Source organism: Microbulbifer magnicolonia (assembly GCF_035117725.1).
In the GTDB taxonomy this organism is placed as follows: Bacteria; Pseudomonadota; Gammaproteobacteria; order Pseudomonadales; family Cellvibrionaceae; genus Microbulbifer; species Microbulbifer magnicolonia.
The window spans coordinates 1,384,389-1,404,480 of record NZ_JAYEFD010000001.1 but is presented as its reverse complement, the minus strand read 5'-3'; the positions used below and the strand labels follow the sequence as shown (position 1 = coordinate 1,404,480).

15 protein-coding genes are annotated in these 20,092 nt (G+C 59.2%); 6 read left to right on the top strand and 9 right to left on the bottom strand.

Annotated elements, in window-relative coordinates; all coding sequences use genetic code 11:
- Positions 1-6: 6 nt before the first annotated feature.
- The 6 genes from RRF64_RS06185 to RRF64_RS06160 all read right to left on the bottom strand — a co-directional run bounded on the left by RRF64_RS06185 (position 7) and on the right by RRF64_RS06160 (position 10,039).
- Positions 7-1,452, bottom strand: coding sequence for an SIR2 family protein (locus RRF64_RS06185; protein WP_323844953.1), 1,446 nt, complete (start codon positions 1,450-1,452; stop codon positions 7-9).
- 35 nt (positions 1,453-1,487) lie between these two features.
- Positions 1,488-2,021 carry a toll/interleukin-1 receptor domain-containing protein gene (locus RRF64_RS06180; RefSeq protein WP_323844952.1) on the bottom strand — a complete coding sequence of 178 codons (534 nt, stop codon included), beginning with the start codon at positions 2,019-2,021 and terminating at the stop codon, positions 1,488-1,490.
- Between the two features lie 202 nt (positions 2,022-2,223).
- The gene (locus RRF64_RS06175; RefSeq protein ID WP_323844951.1) at positions 2,224-3,492 is read right to left on the bottom strand and encodes a ribonucleotide-diphosphate reductase subunit beta; all 1,269 of its coding nucleotides are present in this window, start codon (positions 3,490-3,492) and stop codon (positions 2,224-2,226) included.
- A gap of 587 nt (positions 3,493-4,079) precedes the next feature.
- The gene (locus RRF64_RS06170) at positions 4,080-7,025 is read right to left on the bottom strand and encodes a ribonucleoside-diphosphate reductase subunit alpha (RefSeq protein WP_323844950.1); all 2,946 of its coding nucleotides are present in this window, start codon (positions 7,023-7,025) and stop codon (positions 4,080-4,082) included.
- 891 nt (positions 7,026-7,916) lie between these two features.
- Positions 7,917-8,831, bottom strand: coding sequence for an ornithine carbamoyltransferase (gene argF / locus RRF64_RS06165; protein WP_323844949.1), 915 nt, complete (start codon positions 8,829-8,831; stop codon positions 7,917-7,919).
- 20 nt (positions 8,832-8,851) lie between these two features.
- Entirely contained in the window at positions 8,852-10,039 is a 1,188-nt protein-coding gene (locus RRF64_RS06160; RefSeq protein ID WP_323844948.1) for an aspartate aminotransferase family protein, read from the bottom strand.
- Between the two features lie 477 nt (positions 10,040-10,516).
- Here RRF64_RS06160 and grxD point away from each other — a divergent pair, with 477 nt between their 5' ends.
- Complete coding sequence (grxD, locus tag RRF64_RS06155) at positions 10,517-10,849, top strand: Grx4 family monothiol glutaredoxin (protein ID WP_323844947.1); 333 nt, start codon at positions 10,517-10,519, stop codon at positions 10,847-10,849.
- Positions 10,850-11,070: 221 nt separating this feature from the next.
- On the opposite strand, the gene bfr is transcribed toward grxD, so the two are convergent.
- The 3 genes from bfr to RRF64_RS06140 form a co-directional block, all read right to left on the bottom strand.
- Entirely contained in the window at positions 11,071-11,550 is a 480-nt protein-coding gene (bfr, locus tag RRF64_RS06150; RefSeq protein ID WP_323844946.1) for a bacterioferritin, read from the bottom strand.
- A gap of 256 nt (positions 11,551-11,806) precedes the next feature.
- Positions 11,807-13,120 carry a DUF2254 domain-containing protein gene (locus RRF64_RS06145; protein ID WP_323844945.1) on the bottom strand — a complete coding sequence of 438 codons (1,314 nt, stop codon included), beginning with the start codon at positions 13,118-13,120 and terminating at the stop codon, positions 11,807-11,809.
- A gap of 137 nt (positions 13,121-13,257) precedes the next feature.
- Entirely contained in the window at positions 13,258-13,470 is a 213-nt protein-coding gene (locus tag RRF64_RS06140; RefSeq protein WP_323844944.1) for a bacterioferritin-associated ferredoxin, read from the bottom strand.
- Positions 13,471-13,809: 339 nt separating this feature from the next.
- On the opposite strand from RRF64_RS06140, the gene RRF64_RS06135 reads away from it, so the two are divergent.
- The 5 genes from RRF64_RS06135 (at position 13,810) to RRF64_RS06115 (ending at position 20,085) form a co-directional block, all read left to right on the top strand.
- Positions 13,810-14,412, top strand: a complete 603-nt coding sequence (locus RRF64_RS06135) for a peroxiredoxin (protein WP_323844943.1) — start codon at positions 13,810-13,812, stop codon at positions 14,410-14,412.
- A 303-nt stretch (positions 14,413-14,715) separates the two neighbouring features.
- A complete protein-coding gene (locus RRF64_RS06130) occupies positions 14,716-15,915 on the top strand; it encodes a serine hydrolase domain-containing protein (protein ID WP_323844942.1) in 1,200 nt (399 codons plus the stop codon).
- A 393-nt stretch (positions 15,916-16,308) separates the two neighbouring features.
- The gene (htpG, locus tag RRF64_RS06125) at positions 16,309-18,216 is read left to right on the top strand and encodes a molecular chaperone HtpG (protein ID WP_323844941.1); all 1,908 of its coding nucleotides are present in this window, start codon (positions 16,309-16,311) and stop codon (positions 18,214-18,216) included.
- A gap of 198 nt (positions 18,217-18,414) precedes the next feature.
- On the top strand, positions 18,415-19,467 hold the full coding sequence (locus tag RRF64_RS06120; RefSeq protein ID WP_323844940.1) for an NAD(P)H-dependent glycerol-3-phosphate dehydrogenase: 1,053 nt from the start codon (positions 18,415-18,417) through the stop codon (positions 19,465-19,467).
- Between the two features lie 66 nt (positions 19,468-19,533).
- Positions 19,534-20,085 (top strand): DUF4389 domain-containing protein, encoded by a 552-nt coding sequence (locus RRF64_RS06115; protein WP_323844939.1) that lies wholly within the window; start codon positions 19,534-19,536, stop codon positions 20,083-20,085.
- The last annotated feature ends 7 nt before the right edge of the window (positions 20,086-20,092 follow it).

Sequence of the window (20,092 nt, the reverse complement as noted above, 5' to 3'; positions counted from 1 at the left end):
ATCCCTTTATTTCCTAAGTATTTTTAATAGCTTTATCGTCTTTTCAAGTATTTCATCAAGTGAAATGCTGTTATCTCCCAGATCTGAGAATAGTAACTTAATTTCTTGAGGGTGAATTCCATTTATTGCTTCGAAGTCTTTATTTACTTCGTTCCATAGTTCAAGCGCCATATACCCTGTAGCTCCGATGGGCAGTAGAAACTGACCATTTTTCTTGGCAATTTCATATTCTTCACGCATGCCGTTGGAGTGGATGATTTTTCCGTTTTCAAATTTATTGCCGAATAAAAATAAAGCGATTCCAGAAAATGAAAGCATATCTTTGCGATATTCAGTCCATAAGGTTTTTAAATCTTTAGTTCCGGATTGATGTTGAGGGAAAGGGCGTAAAAGCAATCGCTCGTCGCGAATTGTATCGCCTTTCATGTATATGTTTTCCAGAGCACCTGTAATAACTGAACTTCCAATTCCAAGTCCAAATCCGGAAACAATGTTGAAATCGTTTTCTATAACTAATTTACTTAAATTGAAGACAAATCTATTTGATTCTTCTGGGCCTCTTGGGTGATATTCATGAGCGGCTCCAGAAATGAATATGGTATTGCGGCGATAATGGCCTTCAAGTTCTTCAAGTATTTTCGTAATTTCCGCGTATTCATCAATTAAGAATGTCTTTATTCCAAATCTTAGCAGATCGCGAATAAAAAATGCCTGTTTTCTCTTTTGGTATTCGAAATCTACATTGTCTTCACAGTCTGATTCTTGTATGTGTCTCAAAATGCAATAGTGTTGTCTTTGATTGCTATCGTAAGCAACGCGGACCCTGCTCAGAATGTAGTCCAGATTTGGATCGGTAAAGCTAAACCCTAAGAATAAAAAAGTCTTTGAAACTAGATCTCCACTTAGTGCATTTATAAAAGGTTGCATTTTTACGTGATAGCGCTCGTAATCATCCTTTGTTAATACGGCGTCACTTGGGTGCTCAACATCCCCATGCATTTTGTACACGATTGCGTCGCGCTTAGGTTTTGTATGAGCTAATTGTGAAGTTTTATATTTTATGTCCGGCACTTTGCCTGTCTCGGAAATAGCTTTTTCAATTAGTCTGTCATAGTTTGTTGTCCAGAAAGTGTCTATAGGTAGTCGTGCAAGAATTTTATGGTTTATTGTTACTTCTTTGTCATTGCAAAAATTACTTATTAGCAGTTGGTTTAGTCGACTTCGGTTTGCGGCATTTTCATTACAATGATACTGAGCGAGAGAAACAAGATTATCTTTTTCTCTGTTAATATCTAGTTCGAGATCATCGGCAATAGGCTTTAGAAGTTCTGACCAGTTTACAAAGCCGGCAGCCGCTGAAAGTCCTGCCCCAGCAAATATCGCTAAATTTCTTTCTTGAAGCTCTTCTGATAAAGTTCTTATCAGTCGTTTCTTTTGCTCTTCTGTTGCCAAAATTATTTCCTTGATCTCAGTAAATTCAGTTGTCTTTACGGTGTTATGTTCTCAATCCAGGTGCCTGATCCGGAGGAGCGATCAAAAACAGCGTAGCCGGATTTTCCTGTAATCTTGTTGGAGCCTTCATCAATTTTTTTATACAGTTGAAGGTATTCGTTGCCATACCAATTTCCGTAGTCATCTGCCGTAGGCACAATCAAAATTTTTTCGTGATTCTTTACCGCATCTGCATAGCCAATTTCCCATGGGCACCAACGTGAATTGACAGAGTTGCTTGTGGCAAGAAGCAAAAACCAGTCGGTGGCTTGAATTTTAGACTTGATTTTTCTTGCTGTTTCGTCGTTGGGTGTAGCTGGCATTTCATTGTCTTCCCAGTCGATATAGAGGTCCCAGCCATTTTCTTTTAAAAGTACTTGAAGGCCCTTGGCTAGTTCATAATCTTTGTGGCTATGGCAGAGAAATGCTGTTTGCTTATTTTTGGCTAGTGCTTCATTGAGCGATTTTGCTACAGAGATACGATTTGACCTGGCCGCGGCGGCCCTCAAGTTCCTTGTCTTTATCGCCAATGTGTTCTCCTTTCTTGATTTATGCTTTTCGCAAATGACTGACTATGCGGGGTAGAAAATGTGAAAAGTTTTTATATTTTGGAGCGCGGGCTTCTAAGTCCAAAAAAAAAGCGGATGTATAAAGCTATACATCCGCTTTCAATACCTCTCTTCCTGTGAGCGTCTACTTTTGTAGTTGTCCCTGCTTATTGCTTCTTGGTTGTTACCACTGAAGCGCACCACCGGTCTGGTATTCGATAACCCGCGTCTCGAAGAAGTTCTTCTCCTTGCGCAGGTCCATGATCTCGGACATCCAGGGGAAGGGGTTCTGGGCGCCCGGGAACTGTTCTTTCAGGCCCAGCTGGCTCAGACGACGGTTGGCGATGAAGTGCAGGTATTCTTCCATCATGTTGGCGTTCATGCCGAGCACGCCGCGGGGCATGGTGTCGCGGGCGTAGGCCACTTCCAGCTCCATGCCTTCCAGGATCATCTGCGTCACTTCCTGCTTGAACGCGTCGGTCCACAGGTGCGGGTTTTCCAGCTTGATCTGGTTGATGACGTCGATGCCGAAATTGAGGTGCATGGACTCGTCGCGCAGGATGTACTGGAACTGCTCGGCGACGCCGGTCATCTTGTTGCGGCGGCCCATGGACAGGATCTGGGTGAAGCCGCAGTAGAAGAAGATGCCCTCGGTGACGGCGTAGAAGGCGATCAGGTTGCGCAGCAGTTCCTGGTCGGATTCCGGGGTGCCGGTCTTGAAAGTCGGGTCGCCGATGGACTGGGTGTGCGACAGGCTCCAGGCGGCTTTCTTGGCTACTGAAGGAACCTCGCGGTACATGTTGAACACTTCGCCTTCGTCCATGCCCAGGGACTCCACGCAGTACTGGTAGGCGTGGGTGTGGATGGCTTCCTCGAAGGACTGGCGCAGGATGTACTGGCGGCACTCCGGGTTGGTGATGTGGCGGTAGATGGCCAGCACCAGGTTGTTCGCCACCAGCGAGTCGGCGGTGGAGAAGTAGCCCAGGGAGTATTCCACGATGCGACGCTCGTCCTCGGTCAGACCCTCGGGGTCTTTCCACATGGACACGTCCTTGTTCATGTTGACTTCTTGCGGCATCCAGTGGTTGGCGCAGCCGTCCAGGTATTTCTGCCAGGCCCAGTCGTATTTGAAGGGCACCAGCTGGTTCAGGTCGGCGCGGCAGTTGATGATGCGCTTTTCGTCCACCTGGATACGGGCGGCACCCATTTCCAGTTCTTCCAGACCCGGGGCCGGGTCCAGGTCGGCTACTGCGGCCCGCGCCGCTTCAACCGCGGAAGTGGTTTCCGCAGGAGCAGCTTTGGATTGGGCCGCGGGCGACGCCGGTGCGCTGTGCGCCTCGTAGGAGGCAGCGGATTCGGATACTTCTTGGTGCAGCGATTCCGGCGCCGGTCGCGGTTCGGCGGCTTTGGTTGTTTTTTTGGGCTGTGTTTCGAAGTCGTCCCAGCTCAGCATATTAGGCCCTTTTGATCCGTTTTCTCTTTCTGTGTCGAATAATTACGCTGTTTTTATCCTCTGCGTGATTCCGGGTTGGGAATCGCGGCAGGGAAGGGCGCAGTGCCCTTGTTTCTGGATGCCGGGCTGTGCCGGTATGACGATTTTTTTTTGGCGTTTGCCATTCTTCGTCATGCCGGGGTTGGTCCGGGGTCCAGGGGCGGCTTTGCCGCCTTTGCCGAGCTGGAGCCTTCAGCGCTCCGAGGTAGTAGCTCGGCGGTCCCAGGGGCGGCTTTGCCGCCTTTGCCGAGCTGGAGCTCGGCGTGCCCAGGGGGGGCGGCACTGTTGCCTTTGCCGAGCGCCTTCCAAGGTGATAGCTCGGCGCTCACTGTAGGTGGCAGGCGACGCCCGGTCCTTTGTTTGTGTTCCTGTCTTTCCCCCAAGAAAGCCAGGGTGGACCGGGGTCGCTGCGCATGGTCTTGGCCGCTTGCGCGGTTGCGACGCTCTCCCCCGAGAGTTCTTTTGTCCGTTCAGTGGGCCTTGCGGCCCGGGCCCTCTCCCCCGGCCCCTCTCCCATAAATACGAGAGGGGAGCTAGGGAATAAGGCCTTACTGGCAGGCCTCACAGTCCGGGTCGTCCAGGGAGCAGGCCTTGGGCACTGCGGCCGGGGCCGGTTCCGGTTGGGCTGAGGCTTTGGCTGCCGGGGCCGCCGCTGCCGGGGCGCTGGCACCGGAGCTGACCGCGTTCAGGGTGCCGCTGTTCACGGTGGATTTCTCCGTGGTGGTGGCAGCCAGGGCGCGCAGATAGTAGGTGGTCTTCAGACCGCGGTACCAGGCCATGCGGTAGGTCAGGTCCAGCTTCTTGCCGTCGGCGCCGGCGATGTACAGGTTCAGTGACTGCGCCTGGTCGATCCACTTCTGGCGGCGGCTGGCGGCGTCGACGATCCAGCGCGGTTCCACTTCGAACGCGGTGGCGTACTTGGCTTTCAGGTCCGCCGGGATGCGGTCGATCTTCTGCACTGAGCCCTCGTAGTACTTGAGGTCGTTGACCATCACCTTGTCCCACAGGCCGCGGGCCTTCAGGTCGTGCACCAGGTAGGGGTTCACGACGGTGAATTCGCCGGACAGGTTCGATTTCACGTACAGGTTCTGGTACGTCGGCTCGATGGACTGGGAAACCCCGGTGATGTTGGCGATGGTCGCGGTCGGTGCGATCGCCATCACGTTGGAGTTGCGCATGCCCTGCTTTTTCACTTTCGCGCGCAGGCTGTCCCAGTCCAGGGTGGAGCTGGTGTCCTGTTCGATAAACTGCTCGCCGCGGTTCTGCGCCAGTATCTGGATGGAGTCCAGCGGCAGTATGCCCTGGCTCCACAGGGAGCCCTTGTAGCTCTGGTACTGGCCGCGCTCCGCCGCCAGGTCGCTGGACGCGGAGATCGCCTGGTAGCTGATCGCCTCCATGGAGGTATCGGCGAAGGCGACGGCCTCGTCGCTGGCGTAGGAGATGCCGGCCTTGTAGAGCGCATCCTGGAAGCCCATCAGGCCCAGGCCGACCGGACGGTGGCGCATGTTGGACTGGCGCGCGGTCTCCACCGAGTAGTAGTTGATGTCGATGACGTTATCGAGCATGCGCACGGCGGTCTTGACGGTGCGGGCCAGTTTTTCCTGGTCCAGCTTGCCGTCCTCACCGATGTGCTGCGCCAGGTTCACGGAACCCAGGTTGCACACGGCGATCTCGTCGTTGGCCTTGGTGTTCAGCGTGATCTCGGTGCACAGGTTCGAGCTGTGCACCACGCCCACGTGCTGCTGCGGGCTGCGCAGGTTGCAGCTGTCCTTGAAGGTGATCCAGGGGTGGCCGGTCTCGAACAGCATGCCCAGCATCTTGCGCCACAGGTCCAGCGCGCGGATTTTCTTGTGCAGCTTCAGCTTGCCTTCGGCGACCAGTTTTTCGTAGTGCTCGTAGCGCTCTTCAAACGCGGTGCCGTACAGGTCGTGCAGATCCGGGCAGTCCGCCGGGGAGAACAGGGTCCACTGCTTGTCTTCGAAGACGCGCTTCATGAACAGGTCCGGCACCCAGTTGGCGGTGTTCATGTCGTGGGTGCGGCGGCGGTCGTCGCCGGTGTTCTTGCGCAGCTCGAGGAACTCCTCGATGTCCAGGTGCCAGGTTTCCAGGTAGGCACAGACGGCGCCCTTGCGCTTGCCGCCCTGGTTCACCGCCACGGCGGTGTCGTTGGCCACTTTCAGGAAGGGCACGACGCCCTGGGACTTGCCGTTGGTGCCCTTGATGTAGGAACCGAGGCTGCGCACCGGCGTCCAGTCGTTACCCAGGCCGCCGGCCCACTTGGACAGCATGGCGTTGTCCTGGATGGCGCCGTAGATGCCGTGCAGGTCGTCCGGCACCGTGGTCAGGTAGCAGGAGGACAGCTGCGGGCGCAGGGTGCCGGCGTTGAACAGGGTCGGCGTGGAGCTCATGTAGTCGAAGGAGCTCAGCAGGTTGTAGAACTCGATCGCGCGCTCGTTCTTGTTTTCCTCGTTGATGGCGAGGCCCATGGCGACGCGCATGAAGAAGATCTGCGGCAGCTCGAAACGGGTGTCGTTGCTGTGCAGGAAGTAGCGGTCGTACAGGGTCTGCAGGCCCAGGTAGCTGAACTGGTGATCGCGCTCGCCCTTGATGGCGAAGCCGAGCTTTTCCAGGTCGAAGGTGGCCAGCGCCGGGTCCAGCAGTTCCAGCTCGATGCCTTTTTCCACGTAGGCGGGCAGGGCGGCCGCGTAGAGATCTTCCATCTCGTGGGCGGTCGCGCGCTCGGCCACGCCGAGGAAGCGCAGGGCTTCGCTGCGCAGCTTGTCTAACAGCAGGCTGGCGGTGGCGTAGGTGTAGTTGGGCTCCTGCTCGACCATGGTGCGCGCGGTGATCACCAGCGCGGTGTTGATGTCGGTTTCGGAAACGCCGTCGTAGAGGTTCTTCAGCGCTTCCTTGAGGATCGCCTCGCCGTCTACGTCCTTCAGACCCTCGCAGGCCTCGCTGACGATGGTGCGCAGGCGCTCCATGTCCAGCGGTACCAGAGTGCCGTCTTCCATTTTGACGCGGATGCTCGGGTGCGCTTCGGCGGGCTGGGCGGCGGCTTTCTGCTGTTTTTCCTTTTCGGCGCGCAGGCGGGCGTGCTCCTCGCGGTAGAGCACGTAGTCGCGGGCGATCTTCTGTTCGCCGGCGCGCATCAGGGCCAGTTCCACCTGGTCCTGGATTTCCTCGATGTGGATGGTGCCGCCGGAGGGCATGCGGCGCTTGAAGGTGGCGCTGATCTGGCCCACCAGATCCTGCACCTTCTCGTGGATGCGGCTGGATGCGGCGGCGGTGCCGCCCTCGACGGCGAGGAACGCCTTGGTGACGGCGACGGAGATCTTGCTGTCGTCGTAGGGCACTACGGTGCCGTTGCGCTTGATCACGCGAATCTGTCCCGGCGCGGTGGCGGCGAGGGTGGTGCTGCCGTTGGCCTGATCCTTGAAAGTGCCGTTGTTTTCCGTGGGCACGGATTGAGAGCGCCCTGTCTCTGTGTGCATGAAGATCTCCGCAAGATTTGTACTGTTGTTTTTTACCGCTTCTGTCCGCTTGAACAGCAACCACTCGACCGAGTGGCCCCCCGATTGACGGGCATGGTGCGGAACGGGTCCATCGTTTTACCAGCGGCGCCGCGGCATTGCCGGTTACCACTGAATGACAGGCCGCTGAATCGCCGGTGTTCCCCCCGAAGGTCTGCCGGCGTGTGCCTGCGGCGGACTATCCTTTCCGCCTGTTTACCTCTGAATTCGCTTGGAAAAGCTGTGCCTGACTGTCGTGCCGCGATGGCGGCGATGCGTCGGATTCGCCCCGTCGGCTAGGGGCTCTTTTGGGCCTGTACCCCAATATATAGGGGTGGCGCCTCGACTGCGCTACAAGATAATGCGGTAGCAGGGTCAATTCAAGGCGAATAACTTTGTGTTTATTTGTGGATAAATTGTGGGTAGGCGGTGAAGGTCAGTGGCCACTTTCGCGCCAGCGCCCGCCGTTACTGGGGGTGGTTAAAGGCTGTACAGGGGGTTTTTGCCCCCTGGGGTTTTTAAGAATTTTTTTTAATAGTAATGGGCTTTTAAATTAACCACAGCAATAACAATTTCGAATTGCTCAGTCGTTGCGCAAACTGGTACTCGGACGTGCAGTTCTGGTGGCGTTTATTTAATCGCTGGTTGTTGTTTGATCAGGTGTCGCTGATGCGCGCCATCCATGGCGCTCACCCGCCGCGCGGGCGTCTTCGACGTCCCAATTCGCTCCCGGCGAATTGGTCGCGGCCATGGGCCGCTCCTACGGGGAGAAGTTTTTTTTTGTATTTTTTGTAGGAGCGGCGGGGCGGCCATCCGCCCATGGCCGCGATCGTTTTTTGTTCAGCAAAGAAATGCTGGTGGAAATGTGAGCAGCTACCTGCTGTTCTCCAACAGGAATTCCATCAGCGCCTTCTGTGCGTGCAGGCGGTTCTCCGCCTCGTCCCAGACCACGGAGATGTTCTCGTCTTCCAGCAGCTCGCCGCTGACTTCCTCGCCGCGGTGGGCCGGCAGGCAGTGCATGAAGATGGCGTCGCGGTTGGCGCAGCTCATCAGTTCGTGATCGACCAGGAAGCCGTCGAATGCCTTGAGGCGCGCCTGCTGTTCGGTCTCCTGGCCCATGGAGGCCCAGACGTCGGTGGCGACCCAGTCTGCGCCGCGCACCGCGTCCGCCGGTTTGCGCACGATCTGTACCCGGTTGCCGGCGGCGGCGACGAGCGCCGCGTCCGGCTCGTAGCCCTCCGGGCAGGCGATGCGCAGTTCGAAGTCGCACTGGCGCGCGGCGTTGATGTAGGAGTTGCACATATTGTTGCCGTCGCCGACCCAGGCCACCACCTTGCCCGCGGGGCTGCCGCGGTGCTCGACGTAGGTCTGGATATCGGCCAGCAGCTGGCAGGGGTGGAAGCTGTCGGACAGGGCGTTGATCACCGGCACCCGCGAGTATTCGACGAAACGCTCCAGCACGTGGTGGCCGAAGGTGCGGATCATCACCATGTCCACCATGCGCGAGATGACCCGGGCGCTGTCCTCGATCGGCTCGCCGCGGCCCAGCTGGGTGTCGCGCGGGGACAGGAACAGGGCGCTGCCGCCCAGCTGCGCCATGCCCGCCTCGAAGGACACGCGGGTGCGGGTGGAGGACTTCTCGAAGATCATGCCCAGCACCTTGTCGCGGAACGGCTCGGTGGCGATGCCCTGGGCGCGCAGCGCCTTCAGTTCGATGGCGCGCTCGATGACGCCCTTCAGTTCATCCCTCGACAGGTCCAGCAGGGTGAGAAAGTGTCTGATGGCCATAAATTGTTCCCCTTCTTATGTCAGGCTTCTTCCCGGGCAAATTGTTGAATCAGCGCACTGATGATAGTGGCTATCTGCTCGCACTCCGCGTCGGTGAGGGTGAGCGGCGGCAGCAGGCGCACCACATTGCCGGCGGTGACATTGATCAGCAGTTCCTGCGCGCGGGCCAGTTCCACCAGCTCGGAGCAGGGGCGGTCGAGTTCTATGCCGATCAGCAGGCCGAGGCCGCGAACGTCTTTGACCGCCGCACAGTCGGCCAGCTGCAGGCGCAGCTGCTGCAGCAGGCGGTTACCCAGTTGCTCCGCGCGCTCGATCAGCCAGTGGCCCTCCAGGGTCTCCAGCACCGCGAGGCCGGCGCGGCAGGCCAGCGGGTTGCCGCCGAAGGTGGAGCCGTGGCTGCCGGCGGTAAACAGCTGTGCCGCTTTGCCGCGCGCCAGGCAGGCGCCGATGGGCACGCCGTTGCCGAGCCCCTTGGCGGTGGTGACCACGTCCGGCAACAGTCCTTCACTGTGCTGGTAGGCGAACAGCTTGCCGCTGCGGCCGTTGGCAGTCTGGATCTCGTCCAGCATCAGCAGCCAGTCGTGCCGGTCGCAGAGTTCGCGCAGCTGGTTCAGGTAGTCCGGCGCCGGCACGCGGATACCGCCCTCGCCCTGTACCGGTTCCACCAGTATTGCGACGATATCGTCGTGGCTGGCGGCGAGCTTCTCGATCGCGGCGACGTCGTCAAACGGCACGCGCAGGAAACCTTCGGGCAGCGGCGCGAAGCCCTGCTGTACCTTCGGGTTGCCGGTGGCGGTCAGGGTGGCGAGGGTGCGGCCGTGGAAGGCGCCCTCCATCACCACGATACGCGGCACCGCGTAGCCGCGCTCGTTGCCGAGCCGGCGCGCCAGCTTGATTGCCGCCTCGTTGGCCTCGGCACCGGAATTGGAGAAGAACACATTGTCCATGCCGGACAGGAACACGAGTCTGTCCGCCAGCTGTTCCTGCGCGGGAATGTTGTACAGGTTGGAGACATGCAGCAGGGTGCGCGCCTGGTCGGCCAGCGCCTCGGTCACCGCCGGGTGGCAGTGGCCCAGGCCGCAGACGGCGATGCCGGAGATGGCGTCCAGGTATCGTCGGCCGGCGTCGTCCCACACATAGTTGCCCTCGCCCCGGACCAGGGTCAGGGTTCTGTTGCCGTAATTCTGCATGAGTGCGGGAGTGGCCACTTTGCTGTCTCCTCTAGGTGGCGGGCCTGGAAATCCGGGCTTTCCGCAGAAAATTCGGCAATGGTGGCGCCGATCCGCAGTTTCCCCGGTAAAGCCGGCAATACTAACACAAGAACTGTGTCGCGCCAGGGAACCTCTGAAAAACTACTGCGCGTGCGCCTGGCGGCGTCCGGCGGTGCCGGTGCGCAATACCCAGTGCACTCGCTGCGCTCGCGGGGCAGGCTCTGCTCATGTACTAAAGTACACTCGTTAGCCGCCCTGCGAAGCGGTGCTTCGGTCGCGGCTCACTCTGGCGCTCCGGCGGCCGCCACCAGCCACTCGCTCGCTACGTTTTGTCAGAGGCTCCCCAAGGTGATCGTCCGGCTTTTAGTATGCAATACGACACTAGGGTACAATGCCGGCCAGCGCGCGGCCGCCCAGCGCCGGTCTGCGCCCCGAATCATCCAACGCTTCCACAACCCGAGGTTAGTCATCCCTATGGATACACTGGAGAACATCAAGCAGCAGATCGCCGACAACGCCATCCTGCTCTACATGAAAGGCAGCCCCAACGCACCCCAGTGCGGCTTTTCCATGCGCGCGTCCCAGGCGCTGATGGCCTGCGGCAAGCGCTTCGCCTATGTGGATGTGCTGTCCAACCCGGATATCCGCACCGAGCTGCCCAAGTACGCCAACTGGCCGACCTTCCCGCAGCTGTGGGTGAAGGGCGAGCTGGTCGGCGGTTGCGACATCATCATGGAGATGTACGAGAACGGCGAGCTGAAGACGCTGGTCGACGAGGCCGCGGCCGAGAGCGAGGGCGGCGAGTAAATTCCGCCCCCCCCCCCGCAGAATAAAAAACCGCGGCAATGACCGCGGTTTTTTATTGGGCGATCACAGGGATCGCCTCAGCATTCGTCATTTCAGCACATCTTCTCAGCACATCTTCGTCATTCCGGCGCAGGCCGGAATCCAGGTGCCACGAAACTGGATACCGCTGCCGGAGCAAGTCCGGCACAGACCCGACGCCGCTCTGATGAAAAGGCGATTGCTTACTCGGAGGCCTTTTCCATCTGCGACTGCAGGTAATTCTGGATGCCCACCTTGTCGATCAGTTCCAGCTGGGTTTCCAGCCAGTCCACGTGTTCCTCTTCGGAGTCGAGAATTTTCTCCAGCAGTTCGCGGCTGCCGTAGTCGCGCACGGACTCGCAGTAGGCGATGGCGTCGCGCAGGTCCGGAATCGCCTTGGATTCCAGCTTCAGGTCGCACTTGAGCATCTCTACGGTGTCTTCGCCGATCAGCAGCTTGCCCAGGTGCTGCAGGTTGGGAATGCCCTCGAGGAAAAGAATGCGCTCGATCAGCCAGTCGGCGTGTTTCATTTCATCGATGGATTCGTGGTACTCGTGTTTGCCCAGCTCTTTCAGGCCCCAGTTGTCGTACATGCGGGCGTGCAGGAAATACTGGTTGATCGCCACCAGCTCGTTGCCCAGTACCTTGTTCAGATGTTCGATGACTTTGGGATCGCCCTTCATAGCTTTTGCTCCTGTGGCCCTGCGAGCTCGAGTGGGACCGCAGAGAATTCCTGATTGTTGGTCGCTAAAATTCGCCGCTGATGCACTGCCCTGTTTTTTATTCCTGGGCCACAGCCGCAATCGGGGTCGAGTTTGCGTTGCCGTCCCGGGCAAGTCAAGCGTGCTGTAACCGTTGCGCAAAGCGGGAAAAACAAGGGGTTTAACGCAATTTCGGCCGAAAACCGCAACGAAAATGATTCTGTTTTAGTTCGCGCCGTCAGTCGGTCAGCTTCTGCTGAATCGCTGCGATTTTTTCCTCGATAATCGCGAGGTCGGTGTGGCTGTTCAAAAAGGATGGACTGTCATTTGCTATGCGCTGCAGGTAATCGTACAGCGCCTTTCTGTCATTGTTCCTGGCACACACATCGGCAAGGTCGGACAGGGCATTGAGCAGATGGCGCATCACCACGCCGTTGCCGCGACTGTGTTCGTAGATTTCATCCAGCGATGCGTCGAGCAGATGGGTAAATTCCAGTTCGCAACTGACGAGGCGCAGTCGCCCGTTCTCGTCCTTGAAGCAATTGGGCGGTTCCGGCCGCTGCAATACAGTGCCCAGGCCTTCGATCAGGCGATCGATACAGGAGTAGGCGGTAAAGGGATCGTTGATGCCGGGTGACAGTGCGCGTTCGGCAATCTGCGCCAGCTGGCGTATCGAAAAGACGATGTCCTGTTCCGCCGTCGGCAGCGAACCGATTTCCAGCGCCGATTGCACCCGCGTAATCAGTGCGTCGGCATTTTCCCCGGCCTGAAAGATGCGGCCAATTGAGCCCCAGTGATGGATGTAGGCGCCGGCGTGGCAGGTGATCAGCAGGCAGCAGTCGAATTCCTGTGCCAGCGCAACCAGCTTCGGTCGATCGACCAGCTGTACATAACCGCCGCGCTCTGCCGGAATATTAATCCAGCCGCTACCCAGCTCCAGCCGCTCGATATCAAATTTCTCGCCGCGGGCATCTTCCAGCGAATGCGGATATTCGCGGTCAATCGCCCGGTGAAACTCCAGGTTGATCTCATGGGTGATATTGTCCACCTGGATCGACTGCGCGACATTATGAATGAAGTAGATCAGGTAACAGATGCTGATCAGTGCCAGCAGCAGGGCGGCCTGCACGGCGAGGTCGTACTTGCTCGTAACGTCGCCCAGCGTGCTGATGCTGCGCATGGTCACCAGCGAGTAGACAAAAGTCGCGAGAAAGATGCCCAGAGATATCTGGGTGCCGCGATCGCGAATGAAATTGCGCACCAGGCGCGGGCCAAACTGATTGGAGGCCAGCGTCAGGGCGACCACGGTAATGGAGAACACGGTACCGGCGACGGTGATGGTGGAGCCGGCGATGACGGAGAGCAGGGCGCGGGCGCTGTCCGGGTCGCGCAGGCGCAGCCAGTCGAAGCCGGTCAGGCTGGCCGGGTCCAGCCAGGCATCCACCAGGCGCAGGATGTTGGCCAGGGCGATGGCCGACAGGATCATCAACAGCGGTACGCCCCAGAAACTGGAGCGCAGCCTCGCACCCAGGTGCAATAAATACCGTTTCATAAGTTCACTGACGCGGCAGACACGTGCGTGCAGTCAGCTTAGTTCAGCGAGCACTTCGAACGGATAAAAAGCGGGTGTCGGGGAGGGGGGCGTTACTGCTGATCGCCGGGCGGCGACCAGCGGGGTATCGGGTGTTCTCAGCCGGCGGAGTAGAACAGGCCGTTGTTGGCCGCGGCGATCACACCGCCAGCCATGGTCTCGTCGATGATCTCCTGGGTCAGCTCGGCACAGCGGCCGCACTGGGAGGAGACGCCGAGGTGGCGGCGCAGGGCTTTGACCGAAGTGGAGCCATCGTAAACCGCTTCTTTGATCTGGCGGTCGGTAATGCCTTTACAGATACAAACGTACATCGTCGTTGGAACCCTGGCGCTCAAAACGCTCAACATTGGAGAGTGCGCAGATCGTATTGCAAGTGAGAATGAGTGTCAATAAGATTCTGTGACGCTCAATTCTCAGTCTAGCTGTATTTTTTGTGACTGCCGGGGTGTTGAGTGACCAGCGATGTTGACCGGGTCAGATCGCTGTCATTGCGCCTCTATCGACGCCATATAAAAATTTTATGGGACTGAAATAGGCGGGTGTGTATCATAGCGGCCCACTATCAATTCTTCTTCGATTTATAGCGGTTGCATATAAATTGAACACTTCACCTTTTATCAATAACCCATCATTGGATTGAGGAGGTTCTCATGGCAGTTCTGGTAGGCAAACCAGCTCCCGATTTCACCGCTGCTGCGGTACTGGGCAACGGCGAGATCGTTGATTCCTTTAACCTGAAAGAAGCGACCAAGGGCAAGAAGGCGGTAGTCTTCTTCTACCCGCTGGACTTCACCTTCGTGTGCCCGTCCGAGCTGATCGCTTTCGACCACCGCTATGCGGAGTTCCAGAAGCGCGGCGTGGAAGTGATCGGTGTGTCCATCGATTCCCAGTTCTCCCACAACGCCTGGCGCAACACGCCGGTCAACGAGGGCGGTATCGGCGCCGTTAAGTACACCCTGGTTGCCGACGTGAAGCACGAAATCTGCCAGGCCTACGACGTAGAAGCCGACGCCGGTGTCGCTTTCCGCGGTTCCTTCCTGATCGACGAAGACGGTGTGGTGCGCCACCAGGTCGTCAACGACCTGCCGCTGGGTCGCAACGTCGACGAAATGCTGCGCATGGTTGACGCCCTGGCGTTCCACCAGCAGCACGGCGAAGTGTGCCCGGCCGGCTGGCAGGAGGGTGACAAGGGTATGAACGCTTCTCCGGCAGGCGTAGCGGCTTACCTGAGCGAGAACGCCGACAAGCTGTAAGCTGTCGTTCCCGCAGGGGAGTGCCGACGCGCTCCCCGCCGCAAAAGAACCGCCGCGAGGCGGTTTTTTTTATGCCTGGGCTTTTTCCCGAGAGCGGCTCGCCGCCTCTGGCGGCGGGCCCGGCACTATGAGAGCGCCCTGACAGCGCTATTCTTTGACTCAGTAGCCACGTCGGCTGTGCGCCGGCTCCGATTTGCGATTACAATGCGCTGCATTGTTCGGCGTGAGAAGAGAATTTTTCCGCTCGCTGCTAGTCTTATAAAAAGCACCAAAACAGATTGCCGCCGCGGCCCGAAGTACGGCATGAGACCTGCACTCGTTTTACTAATCAGTTATCTGCGCCCACGGGGCGCTCTGCACCTCAGCCTGGTGCTGCTTCTCTGCAGCCTGGGACTGCCCGCGCGCGCGGCGGATATCCAGACCAGCGCCAAGGAGTTTGACCGCTACTTCCGCCAGCTGATGAAGCAGAAGGAGATTCCGGGCGGCGCCTACGTGATTGTCGACGGCGATCAGGTGGTGGCGATGGATACCTACGGCGTGCGGATCAAGGGCAAGAAGGGCAAGGTGGACCGCAACACGGTCTTCCGCCTGGCATCGGTATCCAAGACGTTTGCCGCCAGCATGGCCACGGTGCTGGAGCACGAGAAGAAGTTCCGCTGGGCGGACAAGGTGGTGCGCTATGTGCCGGAGCTCAGCTTCAAGACCCCGTCCCTGTCCCGGCAGTTGCAGGTGGAACACCTGCTCAGCCACTCCTCGGGCCTGACCCCCAACGCCTACGACGACTACCTGGAAGACAACAAGCCGCTCAGCAAGATTCTGCCGCAGTTCGCCAACATCGACCCGCGCTGTACACCGGGCAAGTGTTACGGCTACCAGAATGTGCTGTTCAGTCTGATCGAGGACGTGATCTACAAGGCCACCGGGGTCACCTATGAGCGGCAGCTGAAGGAGCGCTTCTTCGTCCCGCTGAAGATGGACAACGCCTCGGTCGGCTGGGAGAGCTTTATGGCGGCTGACAACCGCGCCGCGCCCCACGTGCAGACCGGCAGGGGCTGGCGTCCGGTGAAGGTGGAGAAGGAATACTACTTCGCGGCGCCGGCGGCGGGCGTCAATGCCAGCATCGCCGATATGGCCCAGTGGCTGAAGGCACAGATGGGCTACTTCCCGAAAGTGCTGTCGCCGGAAGTGATTCAGGATATGACCACCGAGCGGGTGGAAACCCAGCGCCATATGCGCCACCGTATCTGGCGCGACTACCTGTCCCACGCCGGCTACGGCCTCGGCTGGCGCCTCTACACCATCGGCGACGATCGCATCATCTACCACGGCGGCTGGGTGGCCGGATTCCGCGCCGCAGTCGCCTATTCCGAGAAGCGGAAGGTCGGCATAGCGATTCTGATGAACGCGGAATCCCGCGCGATCGCCGACCTTACCGCCAACTTCGTCATCGATATCACCGGCAACGGTACCCTCGCCACAGCCGCGGCCGCCGCCAACAAGTAGTTCCGATAGGCTCTGACGGGGCTCTTTAGTTCGCTTGGTGGCGGTCCCGCTGCCGGTGGCCGTCCGGTAAACAACCTCATCGGCAATCGTTTCCCGGGCGGCCCCCGGCACCAGGCCCTTCGCCGCGAACTCGGCATGTAACCGAGGTCGGGGAAGGTGGAGGTCGATGCGAAGGCCTTGCTGGGGGTGGCTATTTGCGGGACCGTCGGGGGCATGGCTGCCGACGCCGAGCCTACATGGACGTATGTAAGGGGGGCGCCTAGCCCGTGTCCCGCAAATAGCCACTGCCAGCAGGGCCGCCACGACATCACAACTCGGCTACCCCTTGAAACCCCGCCAGCCAACCCTATATCTGCTCCCTGATCCGAATGAAGTGTACGGGGAGACCTATCCATGACCGTTGAGGCCCACAAAGAGAGCCACGGCTTCCAGACCGAAGCCAAGCAACTGCTGCACCTGATGATCCACTCGCTCTACTCCAACAAGGAGATTTTCCTGCGCGAGCTGGTATCCAACGCCTCCGACGCCGCCGACAAGCTGCGCTTCGAGGCCCTGTCCAAGCCCGAGCTGCTGGCGGAAGACCCCGACCTGCGCATCCGCATCGAATTTGACAAGGACGACGGCACCCTCACCATCACCGACAACGGCATCGGCATGAGCCGCGACGAGGTGATCGAGAACCTGGGTACCATCGCCCGCTCCGGCACCGCCGCGTTCATGCAGCGATTGACCGGCGACCAGAAGAAGGATGCGCACCTGATCGGCCAGTTCGGTGTCGGCTTCTACTCGGCCTTTATCGTCGCCGACAGGGTGGAGGTGTTCACCCGCCGCGCCGGCCTGGGCGCCGACCAGGGTGTGCACTGGGAGTGCCACGGCGAAGCCGAGTACTCGGTGGAGAATGTCGAATGGCCCAACCGCGGTACCCGCGTGGTGCTGCACCTGAAAGACGAGGCGAAAGAATACGCCGACGGCTGGCGCCTGAGATCGATCATCAAGAAGTACTCCGACCATATCGCCATCCCGGTGGAGATGCTGAAAGAGGCTGCGCCGGCTGCCGAGGGCGAAGAGGAGAAAGCCGCGGAATTCGAGGCGGTCAACGCCGCCCAGGCCCTGTGGACCCGCCCGCGCTCGGAGATCAAGTCCGAGGAGTACAAGGAGTTCTACAAGCACATCTCCCACGACTTCGACGACCCGCTGACCTGGAGCCACAACCGCGTCGAGGGCAACCTGGATTACACCAGCCTGCTGTACATCCCGGCGCGCGCGCCTTTCGATCTCTATCAGCGCGATGCCGCCCGCGGCCTCAAGCTGTACGTGCAGCGCACCTTCATCATGGACGACGCCGAGCAGTTCCTGCCGCTCTACCTGCGCTTCGTCAAGGGCGTGCTGGACTCCAACGACCTGCCGCTGAACGTGTCCCGCGAGATTCTGCAGAAGGACCGCAACACCGACGCCATCAAGAGCGCGCTGAGCAAGCGCGTGCTGGACATGCTCGACAAGCTCGCGAAGAAGGACGCCGACCAGTACCAGAAGTTCTGGGATCTGTTCGGCAACGTCATGAAAGAGGGCCCGGCCGAGGACTACGCCAACCGGGACAAGGTGGCCAAGCTGCTGCGCTTCTCTTCCACCCATACCGACGAGCCCAAGCAGGACCAGTCGCTGGAGGACTATGTCGGCCGCATGCAGGACGGGCAGAAAACCATCTACTACGTCTGCGCCGACAATTTCGCCACCGCCAAGTCCAGCCCCTACCTGGAGGTGTTCCGCAAGAAGGGCATCGAGGTGCTGCTGCTGACCGACCAGGTGGACGAGTGGTTCGTCGGCCATATGCACGAGTTCGACGGCAAGCAGTTCCAGGACGTCGCCAAGGGCGCGCTGGACCTGGGTGAAACCGAGACCGACGAAGACAAGGCCGAGCGCGAAAAAGTCGAGAAGGAATCCGGCGCGCTGGTGGAGCGGGTCAAGGAGGTGCTGGAGGGCCGCGTCGAGGACGTGCGCGCCACCACCCGCCTGGTCGACTCCCCCGCCTGTCTGGTGGTCAGCGAGCAGGATATGGGACCGCAGATGCGCCGTATCCTCGAGCAGGCCGGCCAGAAACTGCCGGAGGCCAAGCCGATCTTCGAATTGAACCCGGCCCACCCGCTGGTGCAGCGCCTGGATCTGGAGCAGGACGAGGACCGCTTTGCGGACCTGACCAATATCCTGATGGACCAGGCCAACCTGGCGGCCGGCAACCAGCTGGCAGATCCGGCCGACTATGTGCGCCGCCTGAACACGCTGCTGCTGGAACTGAACGGCTAAGCCCACCCTTGCGCCCCTCTCCCGCTTGCGGGAGAGGGGACTCACTGTAGGAGCGGCCGGTGGCCGCCCCGCCGCTCCTACAAATCCTTGCCCGAATTTTGCACGAACTGACTGAATCTCACATTTTTTCCCCGCTGCCGTTGGGCTGCCACATCGGCCCCTCTATAATCCGCCAAAACTCGAAAAAGCTTTAACGGTATGACAACTCAGACGGACAACCCTTCCGCTTCGAGCGGCAAGTCTCTCGCTATTGCCGTATTGGGCGGCGGCAGTTTCGGCACCGCGATCGCCAATATCGTGGCCGGCAATGGCCACGATACGCGCCAGTGGATGCGCGACGAGGCGCGCGCGGCGGACTGCCGCAAGATGCGCGAGAATCACTACTATCTGCCCGGTGTGCCGCTGCACCCGGAGCTGCAGATCACCAGCGACCTGCGGCAGGCCATCGACGGCTGCCAGATCGTGTTCGTGGCCATCCCCAGCAAGTCCTTCCGCGACGTGGTGCAGCGGGTCGCGCCGCTACTGGCGCCGGACACCATGCTGATTTCCACCACCAAGGGCATCGAGGAAGACGGCTTCCATCTGATGAGTGACATCCTGCGCGAGGAGACCAGCGGCATGCGCGTCGGCGTGCTGAGCGGGCCCAATTTCGCCAAGGAAATCGTCGCGGGCCACTATACCGCCACGGTGATCGCCAGCGAGGACGAGGCGCTCTGCACCAGCATCCAGAGAGTGCTGCACTCGGAAACCTTCCGCGTCTACTCCAGCAAGGATGTTTTTGGCGTGGAGCTGGCCGGTGCGCTGAAAAACATCTACGCGATCGTGACCGGCATGGCCGCAGCGCTGGAGCGCGGGCAGAACACCATCAGCCTGCTGATCACCCGCGCGCTGGCGGAGATGATGCGCTTTGCCGAGGCCATGGGCGCCGATCCGATGACGTTTATCGGCCTCGCCGGTGTCGGTGACCTGATACTGACCTGTTCCTCGGACCTGAGCCGCAACTACCGCGTCGGCTACCTGGTGGGCCGGGGGCGCCCGCTGGAGGAGGCCGTCGCGGAAATCGGTCAGGTCGCCGAGGGCGTCAACACGGTGCGCCTGATCAAGCACAAAGCGGACGAAATGGGCGTCTATATGCCCTTGGTTTCCGCGATTCACGCCATATTATTTGAAGAGCGGCCGATCCCGGAGGTAATTCGCGATTTGATGTCGGGCGCGCAAACCTTTGATGTGGCCTACTCGGCGAAGCCGTAGACATAGGTAAAGAGAGCGAAGCCGTAAACCCAGTTAACGAGAGCCAAATCCTCACGGAATTTTTTTATGGATAATAAAGAACTGAAACACAACCTGACCTCCGGCAACCAGTGGCTGCGCCTCATCTACATGGTGCTGTTCGCGTTTCTGCTGGAAATCGCCGGCCTGGTGATGCTGGCGATAGTGGCGCTGCAATTCCTGTTTTCCATTATTACCGGCAGTGCCAACGACAATCTGCGCCGGCTGGGGGACCAGATTGCCTCCTACTTCTACCAGACGCTGCAGTTCCTGATTTACAACACCGAGGAAAAGCCCTTCCCGTTCGCCGAGTGGCCGGAGTCCGATGTGGACGACCTGTCCGGATACGAGAGCGCCGCAGAAGTGGATGCGGAAGTGATCGCCGAAGCGGAAGAAGTCGAGGCGGAAGAGGTCGAAGCCGAAAAGACTGAGAAAGTGATCGAACTCGGCAGCGACGAGACGGCGGAGGAAGCAGGCAAGGGCGCTGGCAAGGAAACTGCAAAAAACGCCGCGGAAAAGAAACCGGCAAGCAAGAAGTCTTCGGCGGCGAAAAAGTCCAGGGAAGATGCCGAAGCAGACGAGAGCAGCGAGAAAGAGTAACCCCCTG